Raw genomic sequence first — 21,434 nt, 5'->3', positions numbered from 1 at the left:
GCTCAGAACGCCGCGTGTTCGGCCAGATCGGCGCGGTCCTCGCCGCTCACAAGCCGCGCGTAATAGTCGTAAAGCCGGTCCGATCCGTATTCGGGCGTGGCCTCGGCCTCGTAAAGACCCGTCTCGGGGTTCAGCACCAGCATCGACTCGGTCCCGTAATAACGCCCGATCCGCGCGAATTCGGCCTTGTCGCGGAACCGGGGGATAACCCGGCCCAGCGTCGAGAGGATGGCGATGATCGCGTCCATCATCGCCACCGGCACCTCGCGGAATTTCGGCTCGCGCCCCAGCAGGCGGAACAGTTCCTCGCCCTGATCCCGGGGCGTGATCGCGGGCCCCGGGCCGCCGATGGGCAGAACCCGGTTCTGCAAGGCCGGATCGTCCAGGCAGTCGGCCATGAAGCGCCCCAGATCGGCATCGCTGATCGGTTTGCAGGCGGTCAGGCGCCCGTCGCCGAAGACAAGGAAGGGCTTGCCGGCCTTGACCCGCTCGACCTGGCCCGAGAGCGACTTGAAGAAGGCCGTGGGGCGCACGATGGACCATGTCAGGCCCGAGGTCTTCAGTTCGGCCTCGAAGGCCAGCTTGGCCTGCTGGAAGGCAAGGGTCGGCTTCTGCACGCAGATCGCGGACAGAAGCACCGCCTGGCTCACCCCGGCGGCGCGGGCCGCCTGCAGCGCATCGGACTGCGCCTTGTGGTCGATGGCCCAGGCATCGCGCGGCGTGCCGGTGCGCGAGGCAAGGCAGGAGACCAGCGCATCGAACCGCTCGCAGCGGAACCCGTCGCGGGCCAGCGAAGCGGGATCGGTGACATCGCCGGTGCGGACGGTGACCCCGGCGGGCAGCCCGCGCCCCGGATCGTCCCCGGCGCGCGGCCGCACGAAACAGACCACCTCATGGCCCCGCGCCAGCAGCGCCTGGGCGGTGGCGCGGCCGATGGTGCCGGTCGCGCCCAGCAGAAAGACCCGCCGGGGCCGGGGCGACAGCGCGGTATCGGTCATGGTCTCGGCTCCTTGGCAGCTGATCTGGCGCAGAGCCTAAGGCCCTGCACCCGCTGGCGAAAACGAGGCGCGGCGTCGCGCCTCTCTGCCGATTATTCCGGAACGATCCGGACCGCGCCCTTGTCGGCCGAAGCCGCGAAATGGGCATAGGCTTTCAGCGCCTGCGAGACATGGCGCTTGCGCGGCGCAGCCGGTTTCCAGCCTTTCGCCTCCTGCGCGGCGCGGCGGGCGGCCAGCTCCTCCTCGGAGACCGCGAGGTTGATCGACCGGTTCGGAATGTCGATCTCGATCAGATCGCCGTCCTGCACCAGACCGATGGTGCCGCCCGAAGCCGCCTCGGGCGAGGCATGCCCGATCGACAGCCCCGACGTGCCGCCCGAAAACCGCCCGTCGGTGATCAGCGCACAGGCTTTTCCCAGGCCCTTCGATTTCAGATAGGAGGTCGGGTACAGCATCTCCTGCATGCCCGGCCCGCCCTTCGGACCCTCATAGCGGATCACCACCACATCGCCCGCCTCGACCTTGCCGGTCAGGATGCCCGACACGGCAGCGTCCTGGCTTTCATAGACCTTCGCGGGCCCCGAGAAGACGAGGATCGAGTCATCGACGCCCGCCGTCTTCACGATGCAGCCGTCGAGCGCGATATTGCCCTTCAGGACCGCAAGTCCGCCATCCTTCGAGAACGGCGTCTCGACCGAGCGGATCACGCCGCCTGTCCGGTCGGTGTCGAGCGAGGGCCATGTCGCGGACTGGCTGAACGCCTCCTGCGAGGGCACGCCGCCGGGGGCCGCCAGGAAAAGCTCGCGCGCCTCGGGATCGTTCGACCGGCCGATATCCCATTTGTCGATGGCCGCGCCCAGCGTCGGTTCGTGCACCGTGGCGCAGTCCCGGTCGATCAGCCCGCCGCGGTCCAGTTCGCCCAGGATCGCCATGATCCCGCCCGCGCGGTGCACGTCCTCGACATGGACATTGGCGGTGTTGGGCGCGACCTTGCACAGGCAGGGCACCTTGCGCGACAGCGCGTCGATGTCGTCCATGGTGAAATCGACGCCCCCCTCCTGCGCGGCGGCGAGGATATGCAGCACCGTGTTGGTCGACCCGCCCATCGCGATATCAAGCGCCATGGCGTTGCAGAACGCGGCCTTCGTCGCGATCGAGCGCGGCAGCACGCTGGCATCGTCCTGCTCATAGTACCGCTTGCACATCTCGACCGCACGGCGGCCGGCTTTCAGGAACAGGTCCTTGCGGAAGGCATGCGTCGCCAGCGTCGAGCCGTTGCCGGGCAGCGACAGGCCCAGCGCCTCGGTCAGGCAGTTCATCGAGTTCGCCGTGAACATGCCCGAACAGGACCCGCAGGTCGGACAGGCGGCGGCTTCGATCTTGGCCAGATCCTCGTCCGACACCTTGTCGTCGGCGGCCGCGACCATGGCGTCGATCAGGTCCAGCGACACCACGCGCCCGTCGCCCAGCGTGACCTTGCCCGCCTCCATCGGCCCGCCCGAGACGAAGATCGCGGGAATGTTCAGCCGCATCGCCGCCATCAGCATGCCGGGGGTGATCTTGTCGCAATTCGAGATGCAGATCATCGCATCGGCGCAATGCGCGTTGACCATGTATTCCACGGAATCCGCGATCAGTTCCCGCGAGGGCAGCGAATACAGCATCCCGTCATGGCCCATCGCGATGCCGTCATCGACGGCGATGGTGTCGAATTCCTTGGCGATGCCGCCCGCCGCCTCGACCTCGCGGGCGACCATCTGGCCCAGATCCTTGAGGTGCACATGGCCCGGCACGAACTGGGTGAAGGAGTTCACGATGGCGATGATCGGCTTGCCGAAATCGCCCTCCTTCACGCCGGTGGCGCGCCAGAGACCGCGGGCGCCGGCCATGTTGCGGCCATGGGTGCTGGTACGGGAACGGTATGCGGGCATGTCGTGACTTTCCGGCTGGCAATTCTTCGCGGTGACGAGTGCGCCCTGCGCGCGAAAAAATCAACCTTTCATTGGGCGGGGCGGCCATGGCAGAGTGGCGCCGCAATGATTTCCGCGCTCGATCATCTGGTGCTGACCACCGCCAACGAAGAGGCCTGTCTGGCCTTCTATGTGGAGGGTCTGGGCCTTCGGCTGGAAACCTTCGGCGCGGGGCGCAAGGCGCTGTGCTTCGGGCGTCAGAAGATCAACATCCACGTCAAGGGCCACGAGTTCGAGCCCAAGGCGCATCTGCCGGTGCCGGGCGCGCTCGATCTGTGCTTTCTGGCCGACCGGCCGCTTGACGAGGTGATCGCGGCGCTGGCCGCGCGCGGCCTCCGCCCGGTCGAGGGGCCGGTGGCGCGCACCGGGGCGACCGGGCCGATCCGGTCGATCTATCTGCGCGACCCGGACCTGAACCTGATCGAGATTTCGGAACCCGCCTGCCCCCCCGCCTAGCCCGCCTCGTAGACCAGCTCGATCTCGGCCGGAAGCGCGTGATAGGGCGCCGAGGTGACCAGGGCATGAATACCGCTTGTCGCGTAGGCCGGGGCGGCCTCGGCGGGGATCGGCCCGGCGGCCAGGACCTCGCCCGGCCAGCCCGGTCCCAGCGCGCGCAAGGTGGCGGCGACCGCATCGGGCGCCATCCGGGTCAACAGAAGGATGTCGGCACCGAAGCCCGCGGCCTCCAGCGCCTCGTCGCGGTCGCGCACCTCGACCGCGACCCGCGCGGCTGGCGCCGCCAGCCGCCGGCCCGCGATCCGGTCGGTCAGCGTCTCGGCGCCGCCAAGCGCGCGGCATTCGGCCAGCACCAGCGCCGCATCGGGCTGCAGCGCCGGGTGGATCGCAGCGCCCCCCGCCGCCACGGCCTTCAGCGCCAGCGGCCGCGCGCCGGGGATGGCCTTGCGGGGACAGGCAACCGCCACCGCGGGATTGGCCCGGCGCACGGCCTGAACGATGCGCGCGGCGCTGTCGGCGACACCCGAGGCCCATTCCAGCAGGGTCTGCACCGCCTGTGCGGCCCGCACCAGCGCCTCGGCCGGCCCCCGCGCCGCGATCAGCAGATCGCCGGGCCGCACCCGCGTTCCGCTTTCGGCGGCAATATCCGCGGCACAGCCCAGCAGCGCGAACATCCGCGCGGCCTCTTCGGTGCCGCAAATCGTACCGCTGCGTCGGGCCCGCATCGCGACCGAGGTCATCCGGCCCGGCCGGTCCGGCCCGCTGCCGACAGAAAGCGCGGCGGTCGTCTCCCGTTTCAAGAGGCAGGCGAGGGCTGTATCGTCAAGCAGCAGCATCTGGGTCCGATCCTTCCGTTGCGCGGCATCGGGGCGTCGCTCGGTCCGGCGGACACCGGGCGTCGCATCCCCGTTATATATCAAAAGTTCATATCGAAGACAAAGCACGTCGCGTGCCAAGTTATAAAATACTGTTTTTAAATATTTTTATTTCCGCTCGGTCGGGGGCCGAACACGACTTGTCGGATTGACAACACAGGCCGGGCCGCAAGCTGCGGCCAGATTGCCCGCCAGATTGCCCGCCCGGTTTCCGGCCCGATTTCCGGCCCGGAGGGACCGTGAATCCCCCACTTTGGAATGCGGAAACTCTTTGCTACCATGGCCCGGTTAACCTAACGGCAAGACGTGTTGCCTAACTCTGGCGGATGGAGAGAAGGTCGGAGACCAAATTGGAACGTCGGGATTCAGGTTCGGCGATCTGGCGAGGCGCGTGGGCACTTGTTGCGGGGCTTCTTTGTCTCGTAGCCTGTCTTCCGCCCCCCCTGTCCGCGCAGACGGCCCAGCAGACCGCCCCCGCAGCCGCGTCGGCGCCGATCGTGGCGGGATGGCTCGAGAATGCCCCCTTCGGCCAGATCGGCGACGATGGCGAAGCGACCGGGTTCTCGGCGGCCGTGGTCCGGGCCCTGTCCGAAACCATGGGCGTGCCCGTCGAGCTTCGGCGCTTCGACGGTCTTCAACCGCGGATCCGGGCCCAGATCGACGGCGAAACCACGCTGATGACTGCCATCGCGCGCCTTCCCGCGCTGGAAGCAACCAACCTCTTCTCGAAACCGGTCGGGCGGACCGAGGTCCGGCTTTTCATCCGCATCGAGAACAACGCCAACCCGGAGTTCGTGACCCCGGTGAACAAGCGCATCGGCACGGTCCGGCAATTTGCGGGCTCGGGGTCGTCCGAGGTGCTGGACCGCAACCGGCCCGTGGTCTTCGAGAACGCCGATGCCCTGCTGATCCGGCTTCTGTCGGGCGAGATCGACGGCGCCCTGCTGGCCGAGGACTGGATGGCCGGGCTGGCCCATGGCGTCCGGCTGGACAACCGGATTGCCGCCGTCGGACCGCCCGTCAAGCCGATCGAGCGGGTCATCGCCATCCATAAAAGCCGCGCCGATCTGCTGGGCCCGATCAACGCCGCCATCGACACGCTCGAAGCCAACGGAACGCTCGCCGCTTTGCGGCGGCAGTGGTTCGTCGATCCGCCGCCGCCCCTGCCCGATGTGCTGACCGTGGGCGTCGTGAACCTGCCCCCCTTTTCCCAGGTCAATGACGACGGATCGACCACCGGCTTTGCGGTCGAGGTGATCCGCGATCTCGGCAAGCTGCTGGGGCTTCAGCTGCAATTCGTGCCCGTGCCGCCCGAGGTCTGGGCCAAGGGCCCGCAGGGCAGCATCGACATCCTGCCCCTGGTCGGCATCACCCCGGAACGCAGGGAGAGAATGGATTTTGCGCTGCCGATCCAGGCCATCGATATCGGCGTCTTCGTGCGCAGCGACAGCCGGGACCTGTTCGACGGGTTGGCCAATGCGCGGGTCGGCGCCTGGGGGGCCGGGGTCGCGATCGCGGTCGCCCGCCGCCATTCCAGCGACGTCCGGCGTTTCGAAACCTATGCCGAACTGGTAACGGCGCTGCTGGACGGCCGGATCGATGCGATCGTGGTCGAAAGCACCGCACTCCGCCGCACCCTGTCCGAGATGCATCGCGAGGACCGGGTCGTTCAGGTCGACTATCCGCTGGAAACGACCTATCTGGCGCCGGCACTGCGGCGGGGCCTGCCCTCGATCCGCGAGGCCCTGAACCTGGTGATGCCCGGCTATCTGGCCTCGCAGCGCTATCAGGATCTGCGCGCCGCCTGGCTCGATCCCCGGGGGTTCTGGACGGAAGGCCGCGTACTGTCGCTGCTGGCCGCGATCTGCGGCGTGGCGGTTCTCGCGCTGGGCTATATCCCGTTTCAGCGCCACCGCATCCAGCAAGAGCGCCTGCGCTTCACCGCCAATATGATCGAGCGGATTCCGCTGGGTATTCTGACGGTCGCCCCGAACGGCCGGATCGAGTTCGCCAATACCGCCGCCCGCGCGATCAGCCCCTCGGGCCCGGAGCTGATCCGCGAAGGCGCGGTCTATCGCGAGGTGGTCAGCGCGCTGATCGAGGCCGATGCCGCCCATTGGGGCACCAAATCCCCCGCCGCGCTGGCCGCAGGCCTGTCGGGTCCCGCCCTGACCGACGGCTATTCCTACGAGTTCCGCACCACGTCGGGGCAAAGCTACCGCTGGTCGAGCTTTGCCCTGACCGGCGGGTCGATCCTGGTCATGGTGCTGAATGTCACCCGCGAACGCAGGCACCTGGCCGAGATCGAGACGCTGAACGCCGAGCTGCGCGACCAGATCGCCATTGTCGAGCGGACCAATTCGGAACTGCGCGATTTCGCCTATGCCACCTCGCATGATCTCAAGTCGCCGATCAGCACGCTGAGGCTGATCGCCGACGCCCTGACCGACTCGATTGTCGGAAAGCTCCCGGAAGACGATGTGCAGCTGGTGACGGACATGAAGGAAATTCTCGAACGCATGGGCCGGATGATCAGCGACGTTCTGGACTACACGCGCGCGGTCGGCGGCGAGGCCACAGTCGAACCGGTCGATCTGTGCCAGGTGGCGGCCGACGTGCTTCAGGACCTGACCGCTGACATCGCCGCCAGCGGCGCCGAGATCCGAGTCGGGGCCCTGCCAGGCCTCGTGGGCAATTCGCGTCAACTGCATCAATTGTTGCAAAACCTCGTCGGTAACGCGATCAAGTTTCACCGCCCCGGAGTGCCGCCCCGAATCGAGATAGAGCCGGTGGCGGCGCCGGACGGAATGGTCGCGTTTTCCGTTTCGGATCGGGGGATTGGGATCGACCCGAAATTCCATCGCCGGATCTTTCAGGTTTTCACCCGCCTCAATGACACCGAATTGTATCCCGGCAGCGGACTGGGCCTTGCCATTTGTCAAAGAGTCAGCCTCAATCATGGTGGACGCATTGTGGTACAGTCCGCACCCGAGAATGGCAGCTGCTTCACGATCTTCCTCAAGGAGAAGAACGGTGATCAACACGCTCATGATGGTCGACGATTGCCGGTTCGAACGGAAGATGGTAAAGCGGCTTATTAATAAAACCGGCCTCGTCGACAGGATGCTTGAATTCGGCATGGCCGAGGACGCGATCCATTTCCTGCGCGCCCCGGATTGCCCCAAGATTGACGCCCTCATTATCGACATAAACATGCCGCGCATGAACGGGTTCGAGTTTCTCGAAGAAATTGCCGAGGACTGGCCGGATCATCTGAAGGGGTCAGTGGTGGTCATCCTGACCAGTTCGGAATGCGAGGCCGATGTCGAGCGGGCGGAAAGTTATCCCGTCGTACGCAGCTTTCTGCGAAAACCGATCGGCGAAGCCGAAATCGCCCGGCTCGACACGCTGGTCAATTCCTGACGCGTCGGCGCGCCTCGGTCCCCTGCCCTTTCCGCGGCCCGGCGGCCGTCGGGCGGCCGTTGCCACCGGCACTCCGGGCAAGCACCGCGCGGGGCCGGTGCCAGGGGCACGAGGCGGGACCCCGCTCCTGTCGGCCAAGGGGGCACGCACGGCCCGAGTCGGAATCGCAACCTTTGATGCCCGGCCCCACTGCCTGCCGCGCCGAGACGGGAGTGCGCCCCCGGCGCGCCGCCCTGCCGGTTCCGCGCCCGTGTCGGCAACGATCCGTCCGCAACGAAACGACCTGCGGGATCGTCCCCGTCGTTGACACAAGACAGCAGGAGCAAACGATAGTGAAGCGGACGCCCGGCAGCCTACAGGTCCCCCGCGTCCATGGGGCGAGAAGACGGTTGTCTGGCACATGACGTAGCTTCGGCCCGACGCGGCTCGCGTTCTTTGCATCCTGTGCATGTCCTACGTCCACCTTCACGTCTTCACCCTTCCGGGGGCAGGTTTTCGCGTCGTGGATATCATCCTCTTGGATACGTTCGGACGATCGAGCGTGCCGCTTCTGTCCACACTCTCGGACTATTTCATGGTCAGTTTCTTCGCGAAACGGTCCTATGTCGCCGCCGCGCTCGTCCGCGCGCGCTGCTTCTGCCGATGGCGATCTGGAACCTTGTCGCCTGTGTCCTGCCCGGCGTTACCTACCCGCCACGGGATGCCCTGCTGGCCGCCACGGACCAGTCGAAGCTGGTCTATCCGAGCTTCCTGCGCGACCTTTTCGTCATGTCGCTTCTGACGCCGCTTCTGGTTCTCGGCTTAAGGAAAGCCCCCTGGATCGTCGGCGCGGTCATCCTGGCGTAATACCTGTCGGGCTGTCGCCGCATCGCAACCCGCTACGACAGATGCGCGAAGACCTTCCTCTCCGCTATGCCCTCGCCGCAACCGTCATCTTCTGGCTTTGAGGGTTAATGAGTCTGGAGCCTAGGGGCACCTCACAGATCAAGCAGTGGAAGGATCGGCTCCTCGAAAGCGTTGCTGACCTGTTCGACGACAAACCGGGAAGCAAGGAGCCGGAGATCGACGTCACGTCGCTGCGCGCGAAGACTGGCCAGCTCACGCTGGAGACCGGTTTCTTAGGGGGAACGCTCGCCAAGGCCGGTCTGTTGCCGAGCGCGAGGAAATGACGGACCGCGCGCACAGGCAGAGCCTGACCCGTCAGGCCGAGCTGCTCGGGATCAGCCGCGGCAGCCTCTACTCCGCGCCTCGCCCGACCGGCGCGGAGAACCTGCGGCTGATGCGCCGGATCGACGGGTGGCACATGGACTTCCCCTTCGCGGGCAGCCGGATGCTGAAGGGGCTGCTGGGCCAGGAGGGCTTCACCACCGGTCGGCGGCATGTCGCCACGCCGATGAAACGGATGGGCATCGAGGTCCTCCATCGCCGGCCCGGCACCTCGAAGCCGGCGCCGGGACACAAGATCCATCCCGACCTGCTCCGAAAGCTGGCCGTGCCCCGCTCCAACCAGGTCCGGGCGATGGACATCGCCTATGTGCCCATGGCCCGGGGGGTCGTCTGCCTGACGGCGGTCGTCGACTGGTTCAGCCGCAAGGTTCTGGCCTGGCGACTGTCAGTCGCGCTGGAAACCGGGCCCTGCCTGGAGGCGCTGGACGAGGCCATGGCCCGATACGGCGCGCCGGAGATCATGAACACGGACCAGGGTAGCCAGTTCACGTCCATGGACGTCATCAAGGCAGTGACGGACGCCGGCATCCAGATCAGCATGGATGGCAAGGGGGCCTGGCGCGACAACGTCTTCGTCGAGCGGCTCTGGCGCGGCGTCAAATACGAGGAGGTCTACCTGCGCGCCCATGAAGGCGTGACCGCCGCCCGGGACGGGCTGGCCTGCTATCTGGCGTTCGACAACACGAGGAAACCGCATTCATCGCTGGACGGGCGGACACCCGGTCTGGCCTATCTCACCCCGCCACGGGCAATCCCGGTCGCGGCATAACCGAGCGCGAAATCCAATTGGGAAACGGCTCGAAACTGTTCAAACGAACCGAACCACCTCTGTCGTGGACATGCAGATCCTCGACAGCCGACGCAGCCCGCAGCTTGCGCCAGTTCGCATCAAGCCGACCGGCTGTCATGCCAGACACCGGATCCATTCGCGGCAGCTTTTGCAGAAGATCCACCGCCGCGCGGGTCAACGGAACGTCGCGGAAATGGCCGTTCTTGGTCATGGGCAAATGGGCAACCCGGGTCTTCGGATCGGTCCTTTCCCAGGTCAGACCGCAGATCTCGCCCGCGCGCATTGCCCTCTCGCGGCCGAATCGAAAGGCATGAAAGGCGCGCGCCCGACCGGATCAGATCCGGCCCGGCGACGACGGCCAAGCGCTTCATCTCATCATCCGTTGGCAGGCGGTTGCGCGGTTGAGGGTCCGGCGGGCGGCGGAAGTCCCGCACCGGGTTCGATTGCAGCAGCCCCAATTCACGGCGCGCGAACTCGCACACAGCGCTCCGCAATGACAATTCGCGGTTGACCGACACCGGCGCCACGTCAAGCAACCGGCGGTCGCGCCAGTCCGCGATGCGCTGGGGGGGAGCGCGCTCAGGCGGACCTTGGCCAGGTCGTCGCGCCCGAGGCGCTTCGGCCTGACCACCTCCCACCTTTCGCCCCGCTTGGTCGGGCTGACCTCCTGGGCATCGCGATCCAGAAGCATCCCGAAAGCTTGATCGGCCGCGATCACGCTGGCATTCATGATCAGGTGCTCCTGCCGCACGGCCCAATCCTGGGCCCCGCGCGTGGTCGCAAATGCTTTGGACCGCCGCTCGCCGCGACGCGCGACCTGTGCACGCCAGCCGTTCCCATGCCGTGTGATGCCGACCATTTGCCCACCGTGCGCAAATTGTGGGTAATACAATGCCCAACCATGCGCGCCAGATGCAACCGCATGCCCCTCAAATATATCAAAAGTCTTTGATTTCACGCGGTTTCGCGCAGGCCAGATTCAGCGGCGCGCGTATTTGGTGCGGGTGGTCCGCACCATTTGCCATTGATTTTATTTCCTTTTTATCACCATCACCTGTCCAGCATACCATCTAGCATACCATCCGGTTTTCATTGACCCCGGGCCTCAAGCCAGTTTTCCAGGTCCTCCCGGCGGATCAGTCTGATGTTCCCGCACTTGCGGGACGTGATGGCTGGCCCGGCCTCTTTCAGCCAGCGATGGAAGGTTGTGCGGCTCACGCCGAACATCTTCTCCGCATCCTTCGGTCGGACGTAGATCGGTTGCTGCGTGCGGTCGGTCATTTCTGTCCTCCGAAAAGCGGCAGCGCCGGGTCGCGGTTCATCCACAGCACCTCGGTCCGCGGGCGGGCGCCATCGGCGAAGGTCGGCCGCTCGATCCGGTGCCAGCCCGCCAGCGCGCGGTCGTAAAGCGGCGAGGCATAGCCCGACAGCACCACCGCACCTTGCAGCGATCCCAGCGCAGCCAGCAGATCGGCATGGTCGGCCTCGGTCATTTCGTGCGTGTAATCGGCGCCAGCATCGCGGGTTTCGGGCAGATAGGGCGGATCGAGATAGAAGAGCGTCGACGGCCCGTCCTGCGCCGCGATCAGGTCGAGCGCCGGCCGGCATTCGATGACGACGCCGCGCAGCCGCTCGGCCACCTCGCGCAGCACCGGCGGGAACCGGCGCCAGTTTTCGGGCGGGGTGGTCCCGGCGCGGATGCCGCGACCGCGAAAGCCCGTCTTCTGGTGTCCGCCGCGGCCGCAGGCCCCAGCGTTGGAAAAGCCCATGTGCGAGCGCAGGAGCAGGCGAAGGCTGAGGTCAATCTCGTCCTTCGGTATCATGCCCGGGTCCTGGGCGGCATCGAACTCGGCCCGGGCGAAGGGCATCAACTCGACCCGGCGGATCAACTCGTCAGGGTGATCGCGCAGGATGCGGAAAAGGGCGACCACGGCGCCGTCGAGGTCGTTATAGACATCGAGCGCGGCGCGCGGCTTGCGCAGCAGCACCGAGGCGCCGCCTCCGAAGGGTTCGACATAGCAGTCATGCGGGGGAAACTGGGCGACGATCCATGGCGCGAGGCGCCATTTGCCGCCGTGCCAGCGCAGCGGCGGGCGGGAGACGGCCACGTGCTCAGCCATCTTCCCGGTCCTCCAGCATATTCATGGCAATCCATTGTCCGAGCAGATAGGGCCACCCCGCTGCGGCAATGACGGATGCCAGCCACGAGTCGCCTTGCGCGCGCGCTCCGCCGTAGACCTCCTCAAAGCCTCCGATCCAAATGAGGAAAGCCATCCACCAGACCATCACATTCTCCTAAGGCCGCTGGACGCGAGCAGGGCGAGGATCGCCATGCCGCCATGCCCGTGGTGGGCTATCAGCCCGACTTTCGGCTCTTTGGCCTTCGCCTCAGCCATTTGCTTCCGCTTCTTTGCGGCCTTACGCGCCGCCGGGCGTGCGTTCTTTCGGGGCATCACTCGCCCGCCTGCCTAAGCACGACGCGAAGTCGGGCAATTGCAGCAGGATCGGCCCGCCAAGCATGCGGGTCATCCGACCGCCCCTCGGCGGCGAGCAGGTGGATGTCGATGGTCTCTTTCGGGTCGAGCCCCGCGCCGGTCGCGGTCATGATCTCAATGCCCATAAGGATGTCCCGCAGCCGCTCGATCTCGGCCGCGGCTTCGTGCTGGATCGTCGGCGCCTCAAACTGGCGCCAGCCGAATTCCGGCTTTCCGTTGGGCAGGTGCGGCCCCATCGCGTACTTTCCGCGCAGGCGGTCAACCAGGCTGTCAGGCATCGAGCTTCCTCCCGGTTTGGCCCCAGAAATCCCGGCAGGCGGCGATGGCGTTCTGGCTCGAAATCTCGATTGCCTCTTCCGGGGGCGTGCCCATCCGCATGGAAATCAGAACGAATGCGCACATGAGGTCTGTCGCCGCAGTGGCGTGATCGCCCCCGGTATTGGCGGCGTTCACGGCGGCCGTCATGACCAGCGCCTCGATGCGAGCCATGATCTTCGCGGTGTCGGAAGCGGGATCAGGCATTGGCCGCCTCCTCCTGCCTGAGCGCGGCCCGATCCAGCCTGTCGATCTCGGCAGCGATCAGGGCGCCGGCGCGCACGAGGTCCTTCCGTCCTCCGGTGGGGCGAAACAAGTGCGCCTGAAACGGCCACGTCTTGCGGATAGCGTCCTGCGTCGCCTGATCGAGTAGCGCGGAAGGCCCCAAAGTCCCGCTGACCGCGTAGGCCGCAGCCGCCAAAGACATCTCGAATTCGTCGTGCGCGTCGTCGTGCTCTGGCGTCCAGCCCTCCACCTCGATCTGCCTGCGGCGCTCGTCGGCAATGGCTGCTACACCGTTGGTCTGGATGCCGCGCAGGGCGGTCAGCACCTTGGCGTCGACCGCCGCCATCGCCTCCTCGGCGGTCTGGAACCCGCCGTTGAACGTGCCCTCGGCGATGCGTTGACGCTCACCGGCGAAGACCCCGTAAGCGAACCACGGGCCGCCGTCGAGCCATCGCTCGACGCGCAGTTGCCCAAACAGCGGGCCGTCGGCCGTGCAAGCCATTTCGTGGATTTGCCATTGCAGGATGCCCATCACCAAGCCCCCGGTCCGTTGGCGACCAGCGCCGCCGACATGCCGACAAGCGTGCCGAACAGCGCGGCAAGGCCCAGAATTCCCAAGACGGTCTTCATCTTTGATCCCTCAAAACCTGAACGCAGTCGAGCTCATGCCCGTCCGCTGAAATCGCCGCTCCGATGTCGATCTCACCGGGGCGGCGGATGCTCTCTTTGTGAAAATCGAGCCGGTGGGCGCTTACGCGGCCTCGGGCGTACCGGCGAAAAGCGGAAGATCCGTCGCTTCCATGGCGGTGTTCACGGCCTCGTCCAGCGCATCGTCAAAGGCGCTCTCCGGGTCGTAGAGCGAGAGGATGAACTTCACCGTCGCGCCGGATTTGCGGTAGCGGAACCGAACCGGGACGCGGTAGAGGGCGCCGGATTCGAACACCGGAATGGCGAGCATGAAGAGGTTCGGCAGGGCGATGGGCTTGCCATCCACATCCTTGTGCTCGTTCACGAACTGCACCGACTGCTCGCCGGTGTCGCGGTTCGTCCGCACCTCCAGATTGCTGGTCTCGTAAATCTGGAAGCTCTTGGAGAGATCGAGCAGCCGGGACAGTTGCGCGAACCGGCCTTGGATCCGCTGCGCGATGTCGAGCATCCGCTCTTCCCAGGGCTCGGACGGCTCCACGGTGCCCGGGTTCATCAGCGAGGGCGTCGGATCGAGCACATCCTTGGCGTGCTCCTCGATCAACTCGCCCAACTCGTCCTTGTCGAGGCCCTTTCCCGAGATCGCGGTCCAGAACTTCCACTCTTTCGAGAGCGGGAACCGGTAGACGCCCTGGTGCGCACAATGCCGCGCCGAGGGGTCGCCCAGGGCGCCGACATCGGCCGCGCCAGCGGCATGGTAATCGGCAATGCAGGTCAGGCTCGGGCGCTGAGGGTCCGGGTTGACGTAGAGAACAGAGGTTTCGCCCTTGAAGCGGTTGGCCCAGCCGATCAGGCTCTCCAGCGTCATGTGCGTGGCGATGCCGCGGCGCCGGGTCGGCTTGATATATTCCAGCGCCGCCCGGTGGGCGTCCGTCAGGTAATGCAGGCTCTGCCCGGTCGGCACGGACACGATGACCGGATCGCGCAGCGGGTTCGCGTCAGTCGGCCGGGTGATGTCCTGCACGTTGCAGAGGTCTTCCATCGTCTCGCGCATGGTCTGCGCGATGTTGGCGGCTTCTTTGGTAATGGTTTCGACCATGTTGGTTGTCCTTTCGATCCTGAGATTTACTCGCTGCCAGCGGTGCGCAGTTCACGGTGCCCACCGGCATCGCGCACCTCCATCCGCATCTGGTTGGGGTTGGACGGCGTGACGAAGCCGTCCGCGGTGATCCACGCTGTCGTGGAAGCCTTCGGCTCCTTCGGCTTCCTCACATCGAGGTCGCCGGTAATCTGCAGCGTGCATTTGCGGTCGAGCTGATAGTTCAGCTTGATCGTGAGGGACCCCTTCGGGGCGCCGCCATATTCGCGCTGGTGGGTCAGAAGGGCCTGGATCAGGTTGCGGTTCTCTTCGAGCAGGCCGGAGAGGAAATCGCCTCCGTCGAGCAGAGAGAGGACCTGATCGAGCGTGCGCAACTCGGGTGTGCTCATTGGTCTGTCCTTTCAGGGATGGGTGCCCCGGACCGGGGGAGGAACCGGCCCGGGGCGGAAGCGCCGGATACGCCCAGAATCCGGCGCTACTTCGTGAGCGACTCGCGCTCATCGGCGAGCTGCATGATGCGGTCGTAGGCGTCAGGGTCAGCGTCGCGCAGTTCCAGCAGGTGGTTGGTGTAGGACCCCATGACCGCCTCGACATCGGCCGGGCCGGATACCGCGTTCAGATCGCGCGTGATGGCCTCCGCCAGCGTCGGCGCGCGGTCCTGGTTGTCCTGCGCATTCTGGGCGGCGCGGAATTCCGTCAGGCGCTCGCTGTACCGCGTGCGCGCGACCTTGCGATCCCTCTCGTCCGTGATCTTGGCCGCGTCTGCCGCGGTTCCCTTCAAAGCTTCCTCGTCGTCGGCGGCATTGATCGCGGCAAGCACGGCTTCGAGCGTCGGCCCGGCCGATGTCGAATCGGCTTTCTTCTGCGCCACCTTCCGCTGCACGGCCGCTGTCTTGGTTGCGGGGGCCGCCCCTTCGCCTCCGGCGTCCGGGGTGATGTCGCGCATGTCGGTCGGCATGTCGCGGACTTCCTCAGCGATCGGCATGCCCTTGAGAACGTCGGTGAAGAGATCGCGCAGGCAGAAGCCGCGAGCGCGCATCTGGCGCATGCGCTTGGTATAATTGCGCCACGGTCCATCCTTTCCGGCAAGGCCGGCCTTCTTCGCGTCCTCCTGGCTGAACGACGTGGTGCGCTCTTCGCCGTTCACCCGCTTCGCGTAACAGAAGGCGACAGGATTGTCCGTGTCGCTGTTCTCTTCCCACTCCTTGAACGCGACCATGAGGCCGGAGGAGCGCACCAGGGCGAGCACGGCATCGCCCCACAGCGACGGCCTGCCGTTGATCGGGGCGATATTTTGCATCGCCTGCATCGGCGAAAAGCCCAATTCCATGCCCCACTGGATGGCGACGAGCACGTTGCCGGGCTTGCCCTGATAGTCCTTCGGGACGATGGAGCTGTTGGCGAGAATCTCGGCAAGCTGCAGAGCCTGCTCGAGGTTCTTCGGGGTGAGCCCGCCGAGGGAAACGGGGCCGCCCTCCTGCGTCGAGATCGACGCCAGTGTGGGCGCGTGTGCGGTCTGGGTGTTCATGGTCAGGTTTACTCCTTGGCAGCTTTCGCGAGACGCAGGACGCGGGTCTCGCTCTTGGTCGAATAGAGCGCGGCAATATCGGGGTGATCCGCGCGGAGCGCCTTCACGTCGATCCGTTCAGCCTCTTGGGTCTTCCAAGTGGCCACCTTGTCGCCAGCGTGGAGCAGGGTTTCGGCGTCACGGAACTGGCGCATCAGATCGAGGGCGCAGGCGTCGGCCTCCTTCTCAAGGGCCTTGATCTGCTCCTTGACCTCGTTCATGCGGCGGGCGCGCAGAAGCGTCGAGTATTCCACGTCGACGCTTGTCCCGGCGATGTGCCGCGCCCAGCGTCGCTTGGCGTCGGCAATGGTCTGCGGGTCGGGCGCGGCCCGGGTCTCGACGTGATCGCGCCAGAAATCGTTCGCGGCTTCCAGCAGATCGGCGATCAGCGTGTCGTCGCGCCCGATGGTATAGACGCGATAGTCGTTGCCGCCGATCAGGACCGCCAGATCCGCGACCGCCGCGCCGGTGATGCCCATGTACCATTGGGTCTGGATCAGATAGTATTCCGGCACCTCGTCGGACCCCGGATCTCCCCAATCGGCGGCGGCAAAGCGGTCGGCGGTCTTGCATTCCAGGAGCCGGTCGGTGGTCAGGCGCCCGTCGATCCAGCGGACATTGCCGCGGATCGCAGGGTTCACGACGGCGCGGTCGATATTCGCCGCGGCGATGGGCAGTTCCGGGTGGATGAGGCGCTGGTTGACGCGCTGCACCTTCTGACCGGTGCGCTTCGCGTATTCCTTGGCCACGACATCCTCAAGGACGGTGCCCCAATACTGGAATTCGGTTTCCTCGGAATCCTCGGCCTGGCCGGTCTTGTCGAGCCAGACATCGTAAGGCGTGGCCCAGCGGGACAGCCCGACGATGGCCGCGATGTCGGAGCCACCGATGCCGGTGCGGCGCTCGGCGAGCCAAGCGGTGCGGGTTTGGACGTTCATGCTGCCTCCTGTCGGGCTTTGGTGTGGGCGGCCATGTGCAGATGGCCGGAAAGCACCCCCAGCTCTTCCGCCGTCAGATGGTCGGAGAGGTTCACGGCCAGCCAGCGCACCAGAAGGTGGCGCGGGGCGGCGGTCAGCGCATTGTGCAGCGTCCGGTGGAGCGCGGCGCGCTGTTCCGTATTGAGGGCCATCAGACCCCCCCGCCGCTGTTCATCGCGTCGAGCAGCCGCGGCACGGCAAAAGGAGCCGCCACCGCGAAATAACCGACAAGCGGCAGCACGAGACGCGCGGTCATGCTGCGTCCTCCCATGGAAACATGACGCCATCATCCCGCTGAGCCATGTATCCACGGCCGCGAACGGTCGTGATGACGACGCCACGGTTGCGTGTCTTCCCGCGCAACCGCCAAATCAGGTCCGTCACGGCACTATCTCCACGCGCTTCGCTGCACATGCCAAAGAGGCGCGCGTGGATACGCTCCATTGCGACAAGCCAGCCCTCGCTTTCCAAGAGAATTTGGAGGAGGTCCTGCTCTCGCGGAGTGAGGAGGTTCGGGGCGTCTGGCCAGAAAGGGGACCGAAGGGCAACCATCATGCCGCCCTCCCTGCCACGCGATCTTGCAGGCCAAGCTGGGCCTCTGCGGTGACCTCAGTGATAGCCGAGGCGTCCAAATCGAGGCGGAACACTCGGGCAGGCCGGTCCTCGTCAGCAGCGACGGCGAGCTGGTCCAGCGCGTCGTCCCATGTCGCAGCGGGATCGGGCGCGCCGATGCCGGCGGGTCCGAAGTCGGTCATCACCAGCCAATAAACGCCAGACCAGCCCGCGCTCATGCCGCCGCCCCTTCCTCGACCATCGTCCAGGTGGGGCGCTCGGCGCGCTCAATGGCCCCAGCGCGGAAGGCGAGCGGCTCGCGCCCCAAGATCAAGCGCACGCCCCTCTCTTCTCCGAACCGGGTTTGAAGCCGGTGACCTGCGAGCGGGCTGTCTTCCCCCATGGCCACGAACAAGTCGGAAACAGTCTCGATGCGAGGCAGATCGACGAGAACAAACGGCACTGCCGGCCTGGTGATCTGCGCATGCGGCTGGAACCAAATCTGGAAAATCATGCTGTATTCCCTGCAAAATGTGTCGCAGTCGGCGCGCGCCGACAATTGCGACATTGACACTGTTAGTCACATTTTGCAACAGGTAACATCAATGAACGCGGCACTTGGGGCCATGGGGAGCCCATATCGGAGCGCGTAGATAGCGGCTTGCGCCGAATCAGTGCCGCCTTCCGGTGTCGGCGCAGCCCTACGAATGACACTTTTTTTGAGGGACGATATGTGCGACGAAAATCATGCGCGCGCCGCCCAAGCGACGGCGCAGGAGCAGGACCAAGAGTTCCGCAGGCTCATAGAGGAAATGGGGCCGGAGGGGCGCTCCAGGTTCGTCGAGGCCGTTACTTGCGGTGGTGATCCGCGTGGATCGTCCGCGCCAGGTCGAGCCAACCCTGACGGCGCTCTGGGGATAACCGCCGAAAAGCCTCGATAAGCTCGTCTTCCTCGACCTGTGATGGGGCCTCAAAATCAACAAGCGAGGCCGCGTCCACATCGAGAGCGCGCGCGATGTCGAGCTGCCGCTCCGATGTGAGCTTTCGCCTCCCGAGCTCCAGTTGCGTCAGGTAAGAGCGGGAAATCCCCAGCTTGGAAGCAAGTTCACCTTGGGTAATTCCAGCCGCTTCGCGGGCCTCTCGTATCAATATTCGCATCACGCCTCACCGTGGGTGGAAATGCCAGTAACTATTACAAGCGCCCCGCCGGGTTAAATAGTCTGTTCAGCCAAGCCACATGTTGACCGGGAATGCGTAATGTTACATATAGTGACATATGGCAAACCCGTTAAGATCCTTCATCGAAAAATATCCTGTGACGCTGACGCAGGGCCAGTGGGCCGCGCGCATCGGCATCAGCCGCAGCTACCTCTGCCTGATCCTGTCCGACGAGCGAGAGCCGGGCAAGCGAACCATGGAGAAGATCAGGGCGGCGACGGGCGTGCCGATTTCCGCATGGTTTGAACCGGAGCCGCAGGAGGGCCAATGTCTAGCGTCAACAAGGTCATCCTGATCGGCAATCTGGGCCGCGACCCAGAGGTGCGCAGCTTCCCATCGGGCGGCAAGGTCTGCAATCTGCGGATTGCCACCTCAGAGACCTGGAAGGACGGCAACACCGGCGAGCGACGCGAGCGCACCGAATGGCATTCGGTGGCGATCTATTCCGATCCGGTGGTGCGGTTCGCCGAGCAGTATCTGCGCAAGGGCTCGAAGGTCTATATCGAAGGCCAGCTCGAGACCCGCAAATGGCAGGACCAGTCCGGCCAGGATCGCTACACGACCGAGATCACCCTGCGGCCCTACAAGAGCCAACTGCTCTCGCTCGACAAGCGCGAGAGCAATGGCGAGGGCGGCGGCTATGGCGGGGGCTACGGGGGCGGTGGGGGCTATGGAAGCAGCGCGCCCAGCGGATCGGCCTATGGCGACCTCGAAGACGACGAGATCCCGTTCTGATGCCTGCCCCTTCCGCGAAATCCCTCTTTCGGGCGACCAAGGCCAAGCGCCCGCGGGATGCCCGGCAGATCGCGGCCTTTCCAGATTTGCCGGATCAGCGCGCGCCGGCGCGCGATGTCCGCCGCGCGGACGACTTCTATCCGACCGGTCAGCCCGAGGCCATCCGCGCGCTGCTGGCGGCCGATGGCGACTGCATCGCTGCGCTGGGGCGCGTCTGGGAGCCCGCCGTGGGCGATGGAGACCTTGCCCGCGAGATCGAGGCTTTCGGCGTGCCGGTTCGGGGCGGCGACATCGTTCAGCGCAAGCACGCCATCACCTGCCTGGGCGATTTCCTCGACACGACAGAAGCGGCGGCGCCCGCGATCATCACCAACCCGCCCTACGACAAGATCAACGCCCGCGACGGGCACGGCCGCTGGCTACGGCACACGCTCGCCCTGCCCGGCTGGGAGTATTGCGCGCTGCTGCTCAAGCGCGCGGATGGGACCGGCGCGATCCGCGCTCGCGCCCCGGCCTCGGGCCGCACCCGGAACCGTCGTTTCGCTGGCTCGACCGCGCCGACTTTCGCCAGCCCGATCTCCTGATGGAGGCGGATGATGGCTGACGTTGCGAAGATCACGGTGCAGGAATACCGGGCGCTCCTGGCGCGCAGTCGAGAGGGCAAGGGGAAGGCGAAGTATCGCAACAGGCGCACCCGGCGCGACGGGATCGAGTTCGACTCGAAGCTCGAAGCGGACCGGTATTCCGAACTGCGCCTGATGGAGCGCGCCGGGGAGATCACGGATCTGGAATTGCAGCCCTGCATCCCCCTGATCGGCCCGAGTGGCGAGCCGGTGCGCGGTGAGAACGGCCGCGCGCTGACCTATCGAGGCGACTTCGGCTATGTCGCGAGCGACGGCCGGCGCGTGATCGAGGACGTGAAAAGCAAACCGACAAAGACGGCGGTCTACCGGCTCAAGAAAGCGATCCTCGCCGCCCAAGGGGTCACCATCACCGAGATCCAGCGCCAGGACGTGGGGTGAGCCATGCGTCACGGGGCTTCCTGGTATCCGAGATACCCCAAGGATTTTGTGGAGGGATGCATCGGCCTCACGGCGCGCGAAATGTGCGTCTATTGTCTCGCGCTGGACAAGATATATGCCAGCGGCGGCCAGATCGAGTTCGACGCGAAATGGATCGGCGCGGAGATCAAGGACATGGGCCCGGCCTCAGTGCGCCGCACAATCGAGGCGCTGATCGCGAAGGGCAAGCTCGACCTGACCGAGGATGGCAAAATCTCCAACCGCCGGGCCCGAGAGCTATGCCGCACGCGCGAAGAGGTGTCCAAGACCAACCGAAAGAACGGCCGCAAGGGCGGGCGTAAATCCGCGGCGTCTCGGCGGGCGGCCGAGCCCGACATGTTCGACATCGAGGACGGCGAGGAAGAACCTGCCGCCCGGCCGCGCCAGCTGGCCCCGGCGGCTCGGTCAGAGCCCGAGGTGCTGCCGCCGGGCTGGGGAGAGACGCTGCGCGATCGCGTGATCCTCGCAATGGGTTTCCGCGATCCGGCGGCGGCCATGACGGCGGGCGGGCACATGATCGGGGACCGAACGGACGCCTTGGTCATGGAGCGATGGAAAGCCGACCTGGGCCTTTCCGAGAACGACATCGTGGAGACGGTGCGCGACGCATGCCTCCGATGGGATCCGAATGACCCGCCACGTTCTTTCTCGGCTTTCACCCCAGCGATGAAGCGATGCGCCCGGGCACGAGCCGAGCCGATGAGGATTTCACCAGCCCGAGGGGGGGAGCATGATGCCCGAGCACCTACCATCAACGACCCGTTCATCCGCGGTTTCTGCAGCGACTGACCGGCCGATAGATGAGG

General features: G+C 65.9%; 27 protein-coding genes and 3 pseudogenes. 11 read left to right on the top strand and 19 right to left on the bottom strand.

From position 1 onward, the window contains the following. Positions 1 to 2: 2 nt before the first annotated feature. Both DSD19_RS04800 and ilvD read right to left on the bottom strand, forming a co-directional pair. Positions 3 to 998: an NAD(P)H-binding protein gene (locus tag DSD19_RS04800; protein ID WP_113668720.1), complete on the bottom strand. Its 996-nt coding sequence runs from the start codon at positions 996 to 998 to the stop codon at positions 3 to 5. A 92-nt stretch (positions 999 to 1,090) separates the two neighbouring features. Beyond that, on the bottom strand, positions 1,091 to 2,929 hold the full coding sequence (gene ilvD / locus DSD19_RS04795) for a dihydroxy-acid dehydratase (RefSeq protein WP_113668719.1): 1,839 nt from the start codon (positions 2,927 to 2,929) through the stop codon (positions 1,091 to 1,093). Between the two features lie 105 nt (positions 2,930 to 3,034). On the opposite strand from ilvD, the gene DSD19_RS04790 reads away from it, so the two are divergent. After that, a complete protein-coding gene (locus DSD19_RS04790) occupies positions 3,035 to 3,424 on the top strand; it encodes a VOC family protein (RefSeq protein WP_075785884.1) in 390 nt (129 codons plus the stop codon). Here DSD19_RS04790 and DSD19_RS04785 read toward each other — a convergent pair. Then, positions 3,421 to 4,260 (bottom strand): quinolinate phosphoribosyl transferase, encoded by an 840-nt coding sequence (locus DSD19_RS04785; RefSeq protein WP_113668718.1) that lies wholly within the window; start codon positions 4,258 to 4,260, stop codon positions 3,421 to 3,423. The two genes, DSD19_RS04790 and DSD19_RS04785, sit on opposite strands and share 4 nt — an antisense overlap. A gap of 536 nt (positions 4,261 to 4,796) precedes the next feature. Here DSD19_RS04785 and DSD19_RS04780 point away from each other — a divergent pair. From DSD19_RS04780 to DSD19_RS04760, 5 genes and pseudogenes are all read left to right on the top strand, one after another. Then, positions 4,797 to 7,400: a transporter substrate-binding domain-containing protein gene (locus DSD19_RS04780; protein ID WP_165828042.1), complete on the top strand. Its 2,604-nt coding sequence runs from the start codon at positions 4,797 to 4,799 to the stop codon at positions 7,398 to 7,400. Further along, positions 7,348 to 7,722: a response regulator gene (locus DSD19_RS04775; RefSeq protein ID WP_075785881.1), complete on the top strand. Its 375-nt coding sequence runs from the start codon at positions 7,348 to 7,350 to the stop codon at positions 7,720 to 7,722. Before DSD19_RS04780 ends, DSD19_RS04775 begins: the two co-directional genes overlap by 53 nt. Positions 7,723 to 8,364: 642 nt before the next feature. After that, positions 8,365 to 8,568: a hypothetical protein gene (locus DSD19_RS04770; protein ID WP_113668716.1), complete on the top strand. Its 204-nt coding sequence runs from the start codon at positions 8,365 to 8,367 to the stop codon at positions 8,566 to 8,568. A gap of 3 nt (positions 8,569 to 8,571) precedes the next feature. Next, positions 8,572 to 8,669 (top strand): annotated as a pseudogene (locus DSD19_RS22710) (IS5/IS1182 family transposase); the annotation flags it as partial. Positions 8,670 to 8,699: 30 nt separating this feature from the next. After that, positions 8,700 to 9,718: pseudogene (locus tag DSD19_RS04760) on the top strand (IS3 family transposase); the annotation flags it as partial. Here DSD19_RS04760 and DSD19_RS04755 read toward each other — a convergent pair. From DSD19_RS04755 to DSD19_RS04685, 16 genes and pseudogenes are all read right to left on the bottom strand, one after another. Further along, positions 9,684 to 10,037, bottom strand: a pseudogene (locus tag DSD19_RS04755) (tyrosine-type recombinase/integrase); the annotation flags it as partial. The pseudogenes DSD19_RS04760 and DSD19_RS04755 sit on opposite strands and share 35 nt — an antisense overlap. A 791-nt stretch (positions 10,038 to 10,828) precedes the next feature. After that, positions 10,829 to 11,020, bottom strand: coding sequence for a helix-turn-helix domain-containing protein (locus DSD19_RS04750; RefSeq protein WP_113668712.1), 192 nt, complete (start codon positions 11,018 to 11,020; stop codon positions 10,829 to 10,831). Then, entirely contained in the window at positions 11,017 to 11,859 is an 843-nt protein-coding gene (locus tag DSD19_RS04745) for a DNA adenine methylase (protein ID WP_113668711.1), read from the bottom strand. The genes DSD19_RS04750 and DSD19_RS04745 overlap by 4 nt, the downstream gene beginning before the upstream one ends. Continuing rightward, positions 11,852 to 12,025 carry a hypothetical protein gene (locus tag DSD19_RS21640; protein WP_165828041.1) on the bottom strand — a complete coding sequence of 58 codons (174 nt, stop codon included), beginning with the start codon at positions 12,023 to 12,025 and terminating at the stop codon, positions 11,852 to 11,854. The genes DSD19_RS04745 and DSD19_RS21640 overlap by 8 nt, the downstream gene beginning before the upstream one ends. 166 nt (positions 12,026 to 12,191) lie before the next feature. Next, entirely contained in the window at positions 12,192 to 12,512 is a 321-nt protein-coding gene (locus tag DSD19_RS04740; RefSeq protein WP_113668710.1) for a hypothetical protein, read from the bottom strand. Continuing rightward, the gene (locus tag DSD19_RS04735; protein WP_113668709.1) at positions 12,505 to 12,756 is read right to left on the bottom strand and encodes a hypothetical protein; all 252 of its coding nucleotides are present in this window, start codon (positions 12,754 to 12,756) and stop codon (positions 12,505 to 12,507) included. Before DSD19_RS04735 ends, DSD19_RS04740 begins: the two co-directional genes overlap by 8 nt. Beyond that, on the bottom strand, positions 12,749 to 13,312 hold the full coding sequence (locus tag DSD19_RS04730; RefSeq protein ID WP_133260356.1) for a hypothetical protein: 564 nt from the start codon (positions 13,310 to 13,312) through the stop codon (positions 12,749 to 12,751). The genes DSD19_RS04735 and DSD19_RS04730 overlap by 8 nt, the downstream gene beginning before the upstream one ends. Before the next feature lie 213 nt (positions 13,313 to 13,525). Continuing rightward, the gene (locus DSD19_RS04725) at positions 13,526 to 14,518 is read right to left on the bottom strand and encodes a DUF2303 family protein (protein WP_113668707.1); all 993 of its coding nucleotides are present in this window, start codon (positions 14,516 to 14,518) and stop codon (positions 13,526 to 13,528) included. Between the two features lie 26 nt (positions 14,519 to 14,544). Next, positions 14,545 to 14,907 carry a hypothetical protein gene (locus tag DSD19_RS04720; RefSeq protein WP_113668706.1) on the bottom strand — a complete coding sequence of 121 codons (363 nt, stop codon included), beginning with the start codon at positions 14,905 to 14,907 and terminating at the stop codon, positions 14,545 to 14,547. Between the two features lie 86 nt (positions 14,908 to 14,993). After that, positions 14,994 to 16,046 carry a transcriptional regulator gene (locus DSD19_RS04715; protein ID WP_113668705.1) on the bottom strand — a complete coding sequence of 351 codons (1,053 nt, stop codon included), beginning with the start codon at positions 16,044 to 16,046 and terminating at the stop codon, positions 14,994 to 14,996. 8 nt (positions 16,047 to 16,054) lie between these two features. Then, a complete protein-coding gene (locus tag DSD19_RS04710; RefSeq protein WP_113668704.1) occupies positions 16,055 to 17,023 on the bottom strand; it encodes a YqaJ viral recombinase family protein in 969 nt (322 codons plus the stop codon). After that, positions 17,020 to 17,214 (bottom strand): hypothetical protein, encoded by a 195-nt coding sequence (locus DSD19_RS04705; RefSeq protein WP_113668703.1) that lies wholly within the window; start codon positions 17,212 to 17,214, stop codon positions 17,020 to 17,022. Before DSD19_RS04705 ends, DSD19_RS04710 begins: the two co-directional genes overlap by 4 nt. Before the next feature lie 100 nt (positions 17,215 to 17,314). Beyond that, positions 17,315 to 17,614 (bottom strand): helix-turn-helix domain-containing protein, encoded by a 300-nt coding sequence (locus DSD19_RS22705; protein ID WP_371412530.1) that lies wholly within the window; start codon positions 17,612 to 17,614, stop codon positions 17,315 to 17,317. Next, a complete protein-coding gene (locus DSD19_RS04695) occupies positions 17,614 to 17,853 on the bottom strand; it encodes a hypothetical protein (RefSeq protein WP_113668701.1) in 240 nt (79 codons plus the stop codon). Before DSD19_RS04695 ends, DSD19_RS22705 begins: the two co-directional genes overlap by 1 nt. Further along, positions 17,850 to 18,128 carry a hypothetical protein gene (locus DSD19_RS04690; RefSeq protein ID WP_113668700.1) on the bottom strand — a complete coding sequence of 93 codons (279 nt, stop codon included), beginning with the start codon at positions 18,126 to 18,128 and terminating at the stop codon, positions 17,850 to 17,852. The genes DSD19_RS04695 and DSD19_RS04690 overlap by 4 nt, the downstream gene beginning before the upstream one ends. A gap of 335 nt (positions 18,129 to 18,463) precedes the next feature. Next, complete coding sequence (locus DSD19_RS04685; RefSeq protein ID WP_113668699.1) at positions 18,464 to 18,772, bottom strand: helix-turn-helix domain-containing protein; 309 nt, start codon at positions 18,770 to 18,772, stop codon at positions 18,464 to 18,466. A gap of 157 nt (positions 18,773 to 18,929) precedes the next feature. Between DSD19_RS04685 and DSD19_RS04680 the strand changes: the two genes are divergently transcribed. From DSD19_RS04680 to DSD19_RS04660, 5 genes are read left to right on the top strand one after another with little or no spacing between them, the layout of a single operon-like run. Beyond that, on the top strand, positions 18,930 to 19,127 hold the full coding sequence (locus DSD19_RS04680; protein WP_207802414.1) for a helix-turn-helix transcriptional regulator: 198 nt from the start codon (positions 18,930 to 18,932) through the stop codon (positions 19,125 to 19,127). After that, positions 19,100 to 19,567: a single-stranded DNA-binding protein gene (gene ssb / locus DSD19_RS04675; protein WP_113668697.1), complete on the top strand. Its 468-nt coding sequence runs from the start codon at positions 19,100 to 19,102 to the stop codon at positions 19,565 to 19,567. The genes DSD19_RS04680 and ssb overlap by 28 nt, the downstream gene beginning before the upstream one ends. Beyond that, positions 19,567 to 20,151, top strand: a complete 585-nt coding sequence (locus DSD19_RS04670) for a hypothetical protein (protein ID WP_113668696.1) — start codon at positions 19,567 to 19,569, stop codon at positions 20,149 to 20,151. Before ssb ends, DSD19_RS04670 begins: the two co-directional genes overlap by 1 nt. Positions 20,152 to 20,163: 12 nt before the next feature. Beyond that, the gene (locus DSD19_RS04665) at positions 20,164 to 20,589 is read left to right on the top strand and encodes a DUF1064 domain-containing protein (RefSeq protein WP_113668695.1); all 426 of its coding nucleotides are present in this window, start codon (positions 20,164 to 20,166) and stop codon (positions 20,587 to 20,589) included. A 3-nt stretch (positions 20,590 to 20,592) separates the two neighbouring features. After that, the gene (locus DSD19_RS04660) at positions 20,593 to 21,417 is read left to right on the top strand and encodes a DUF1376 domain-containing protein (RefSeq protein WP_113668694.1); all 825 of its coding nucleotides are present in this window, start codon (positions 20,593 to 20,595) and stop codon (positions 21,415 to 21,417) included. Positions 21,418 to 21,434: the final 17 nt, after the last annotated feature.

The organism is Rhodovulum sp. BSW8 (assembly GCF_003314725.1).
Taxonomy (GTDB): Bacteria; Pseudomonadota; Alphaproteobacteria; order Rhodobacterales; family Rhodobacteraceae; genus Rhodovulum; species Rhodovulum visakhapatnamense.
This window is presented reverse-complemented; position numbering and strand designations above follow the sequence as displayed.

What these genes read in the sequence shown, in the direction of transcription:
- ilvD (WP_113668719.1), bottom strand. Translation starts at nt 2,929, where the DNA reads ATGCCCGCATACCGTTCCCGTACCAGCACCCATGGCCGCAACATGGCC.
- DSD19_RS04800 (WP_113668720.1), bottom strand. Translation starts at nt 998, where the DNA reads ATGACCGATACCGCGCTGTCGCCCCGGCCCCGGCGGGTCTTTCTGCTG.
- DSD19_RS04770 (WP_113668716.1), top strand. Translation starts at nt 8,365, where the DNA reads ATGGCGATCTGGAACCTTGTCGCCTGTGTCCTGCCCGGCGTTACCTAC.
- DSD19_RS04660 (WP_113668694.1), top strand. Translation starts at nt 20,593, where the DNA reads ATGCGTCACGGGGCTTCCTGGTATCCGAGATACCCCAAGGATTTTGTG.
- DSD19_RS04710 (WP_113668704.1), bottom strand. Translation starts at nt 17,023, where the DNA reads ATGAACGTCCAAACCCGCACCGCTTGGCTCGCCGAGCGCCGCACCGGC.
- DSD19_RS04720 (WP_113668706.1), bottom strand. Translation starts at nt 14,907, where the DNA reads ATGAGCACACCCGAGTTGCGCACGCTCGATCAGGTCCTCTCTCTGCTC.
- DSD19_RS04690 (WP_113668700.1), bottom strand. Translation starts at nt 18,128, where the DNA reads ATGATTTTCCAGATTTGGTTCCAGCCGCATGCGCAGATCACCAGGCCG.
- DSD19_RS04735 (WP_113668709.1), bottom strand. Translation starts at nt 12,756, where the DNA reads ATGCCTGATCCCGCTTCCGACACCGCGAAGATCATGGCTCGCATCGAG.
- DSD19_RS04705 (WP_113668703.1), bottom strand. Translation starts at nt 17,214, where the DNA reads ATGGCCCTCAATACGGAACAGCGCGCCGCGCTCCACCGGACGCTGCAC.
- DSD19_RS04785 (WP_113668718.1), bottom strand. Translation starts at nt 4,260, where the DNA reads ATGCTGCTGCTTGACGATACAGCCCTCGCCTGCCTCTTGAAACGGGAG.
- DSD19_RS04695 (WP_113668701.1), bottom strand. Translation starts at nt 17,853, where the DNA reads ATGAGCGCGGGCTGGTCTGGCGTTTATTGGCTGGTGATGACCGACTTC.
- DSD19_RS04745 (WP_113668711.1), bottom strand. Translation starts at nt 11,859, where the DNA reads ATGGCTGAGCACGTGGCCGTCTCCCGCCCGCCGCTGCGCTGGCACGGC.
- DSD19_RS04670 (WP_113668696.1), top strand. Translation starts at nt 19,567, where the DNA reads ATGCCTGCCCCTTCCGCGAAATCCCTCTTTCGGGCGACCAAGGCCAAG.
- DSD19_RS21640 (WP_165828041.1), bottom strand. Translation starts at nt 12,025, where the DNA reads ATGGTCTGGTGGATGGCTTTCCTCATTTGGATCGGAGGCTTTGAGGAG.
- DSD19_RS04685 (WP_113668699.1), bottom strand. Translation starts at nt 18,772, where the DNA reads ATGCGAATATTGATACGAGAGGCCCGCGAAGCGGCTGGAATTACCCAA.
- ssb (WP_113668697.1), top strand. Translation starts at nt 19,100, where the DNA reads ATGTCTAGCGTCAACAAGGTCATCCTGATCGGCAATCTGGGCCGCGAC.
- DSD19_RS04715 (WP_113668705.1), bottom strand. Translation starts at nt 16,046, where the DNA reads ATGAACACCCAGACCGCACACGCGCCCACACTGGCGTCGATCTCGACG.
- DSD19_RS04750 (WP_113668712.1), bottom strand. Translation starts at nt 11,020, where the DNA reads ATGACCGACCGCACGCAGCAACCGATCTACGTCCGACCGAAGGATGCG.
- DSD19_RS04790 (WP_075785884.1), top strand. Translation starts at nt 3,035, where the DNA reads ATGATTTCCGCGCTCGATCATCTGGTGCTGACCACCGCCAACGAAGAG.
- DSD19_RS22705 (WP_371412530.1), bottom strand. Translation starts at nt 17,614, where the DNA reads ATGGTTGCCCTTCGGTCCCCTTTCTGGCCAGACGCCCCGAACCTCCTC.
- DSD19_RS04740 (WP_113668710.1), bottom strand. Translation starts at nt 12,512, where the DNA reads ATGCCTGACAGCCTGGTTGACCGCCTGCGCGGAAAGTACGCGATGGGG.
- DSD19_RS04775 (WP_075785881.1), top strand. Translation starts at nt 7,348, where the DNA reads ATGATGGTCGACGATTGCCGGTTCGAACGGAAGATGGTAAAGCGGCTT.
- DSD19_RS04665 (WP_113668695.1), top strand. Translation starts at nt 20,164, where the DNA reads ATGGCTGACGTTGCGAAGATCACGGTGCAGGAATACCGGGCGCTCCTG.
- DSD19_RS04725 (WP_113668707.1), bottom strand. Translation starts at nt 14,518, where the DNA reads ATGGTCGAAACCATTACCAAAGAAGCCGCCAACATCGCGCAGACCATG.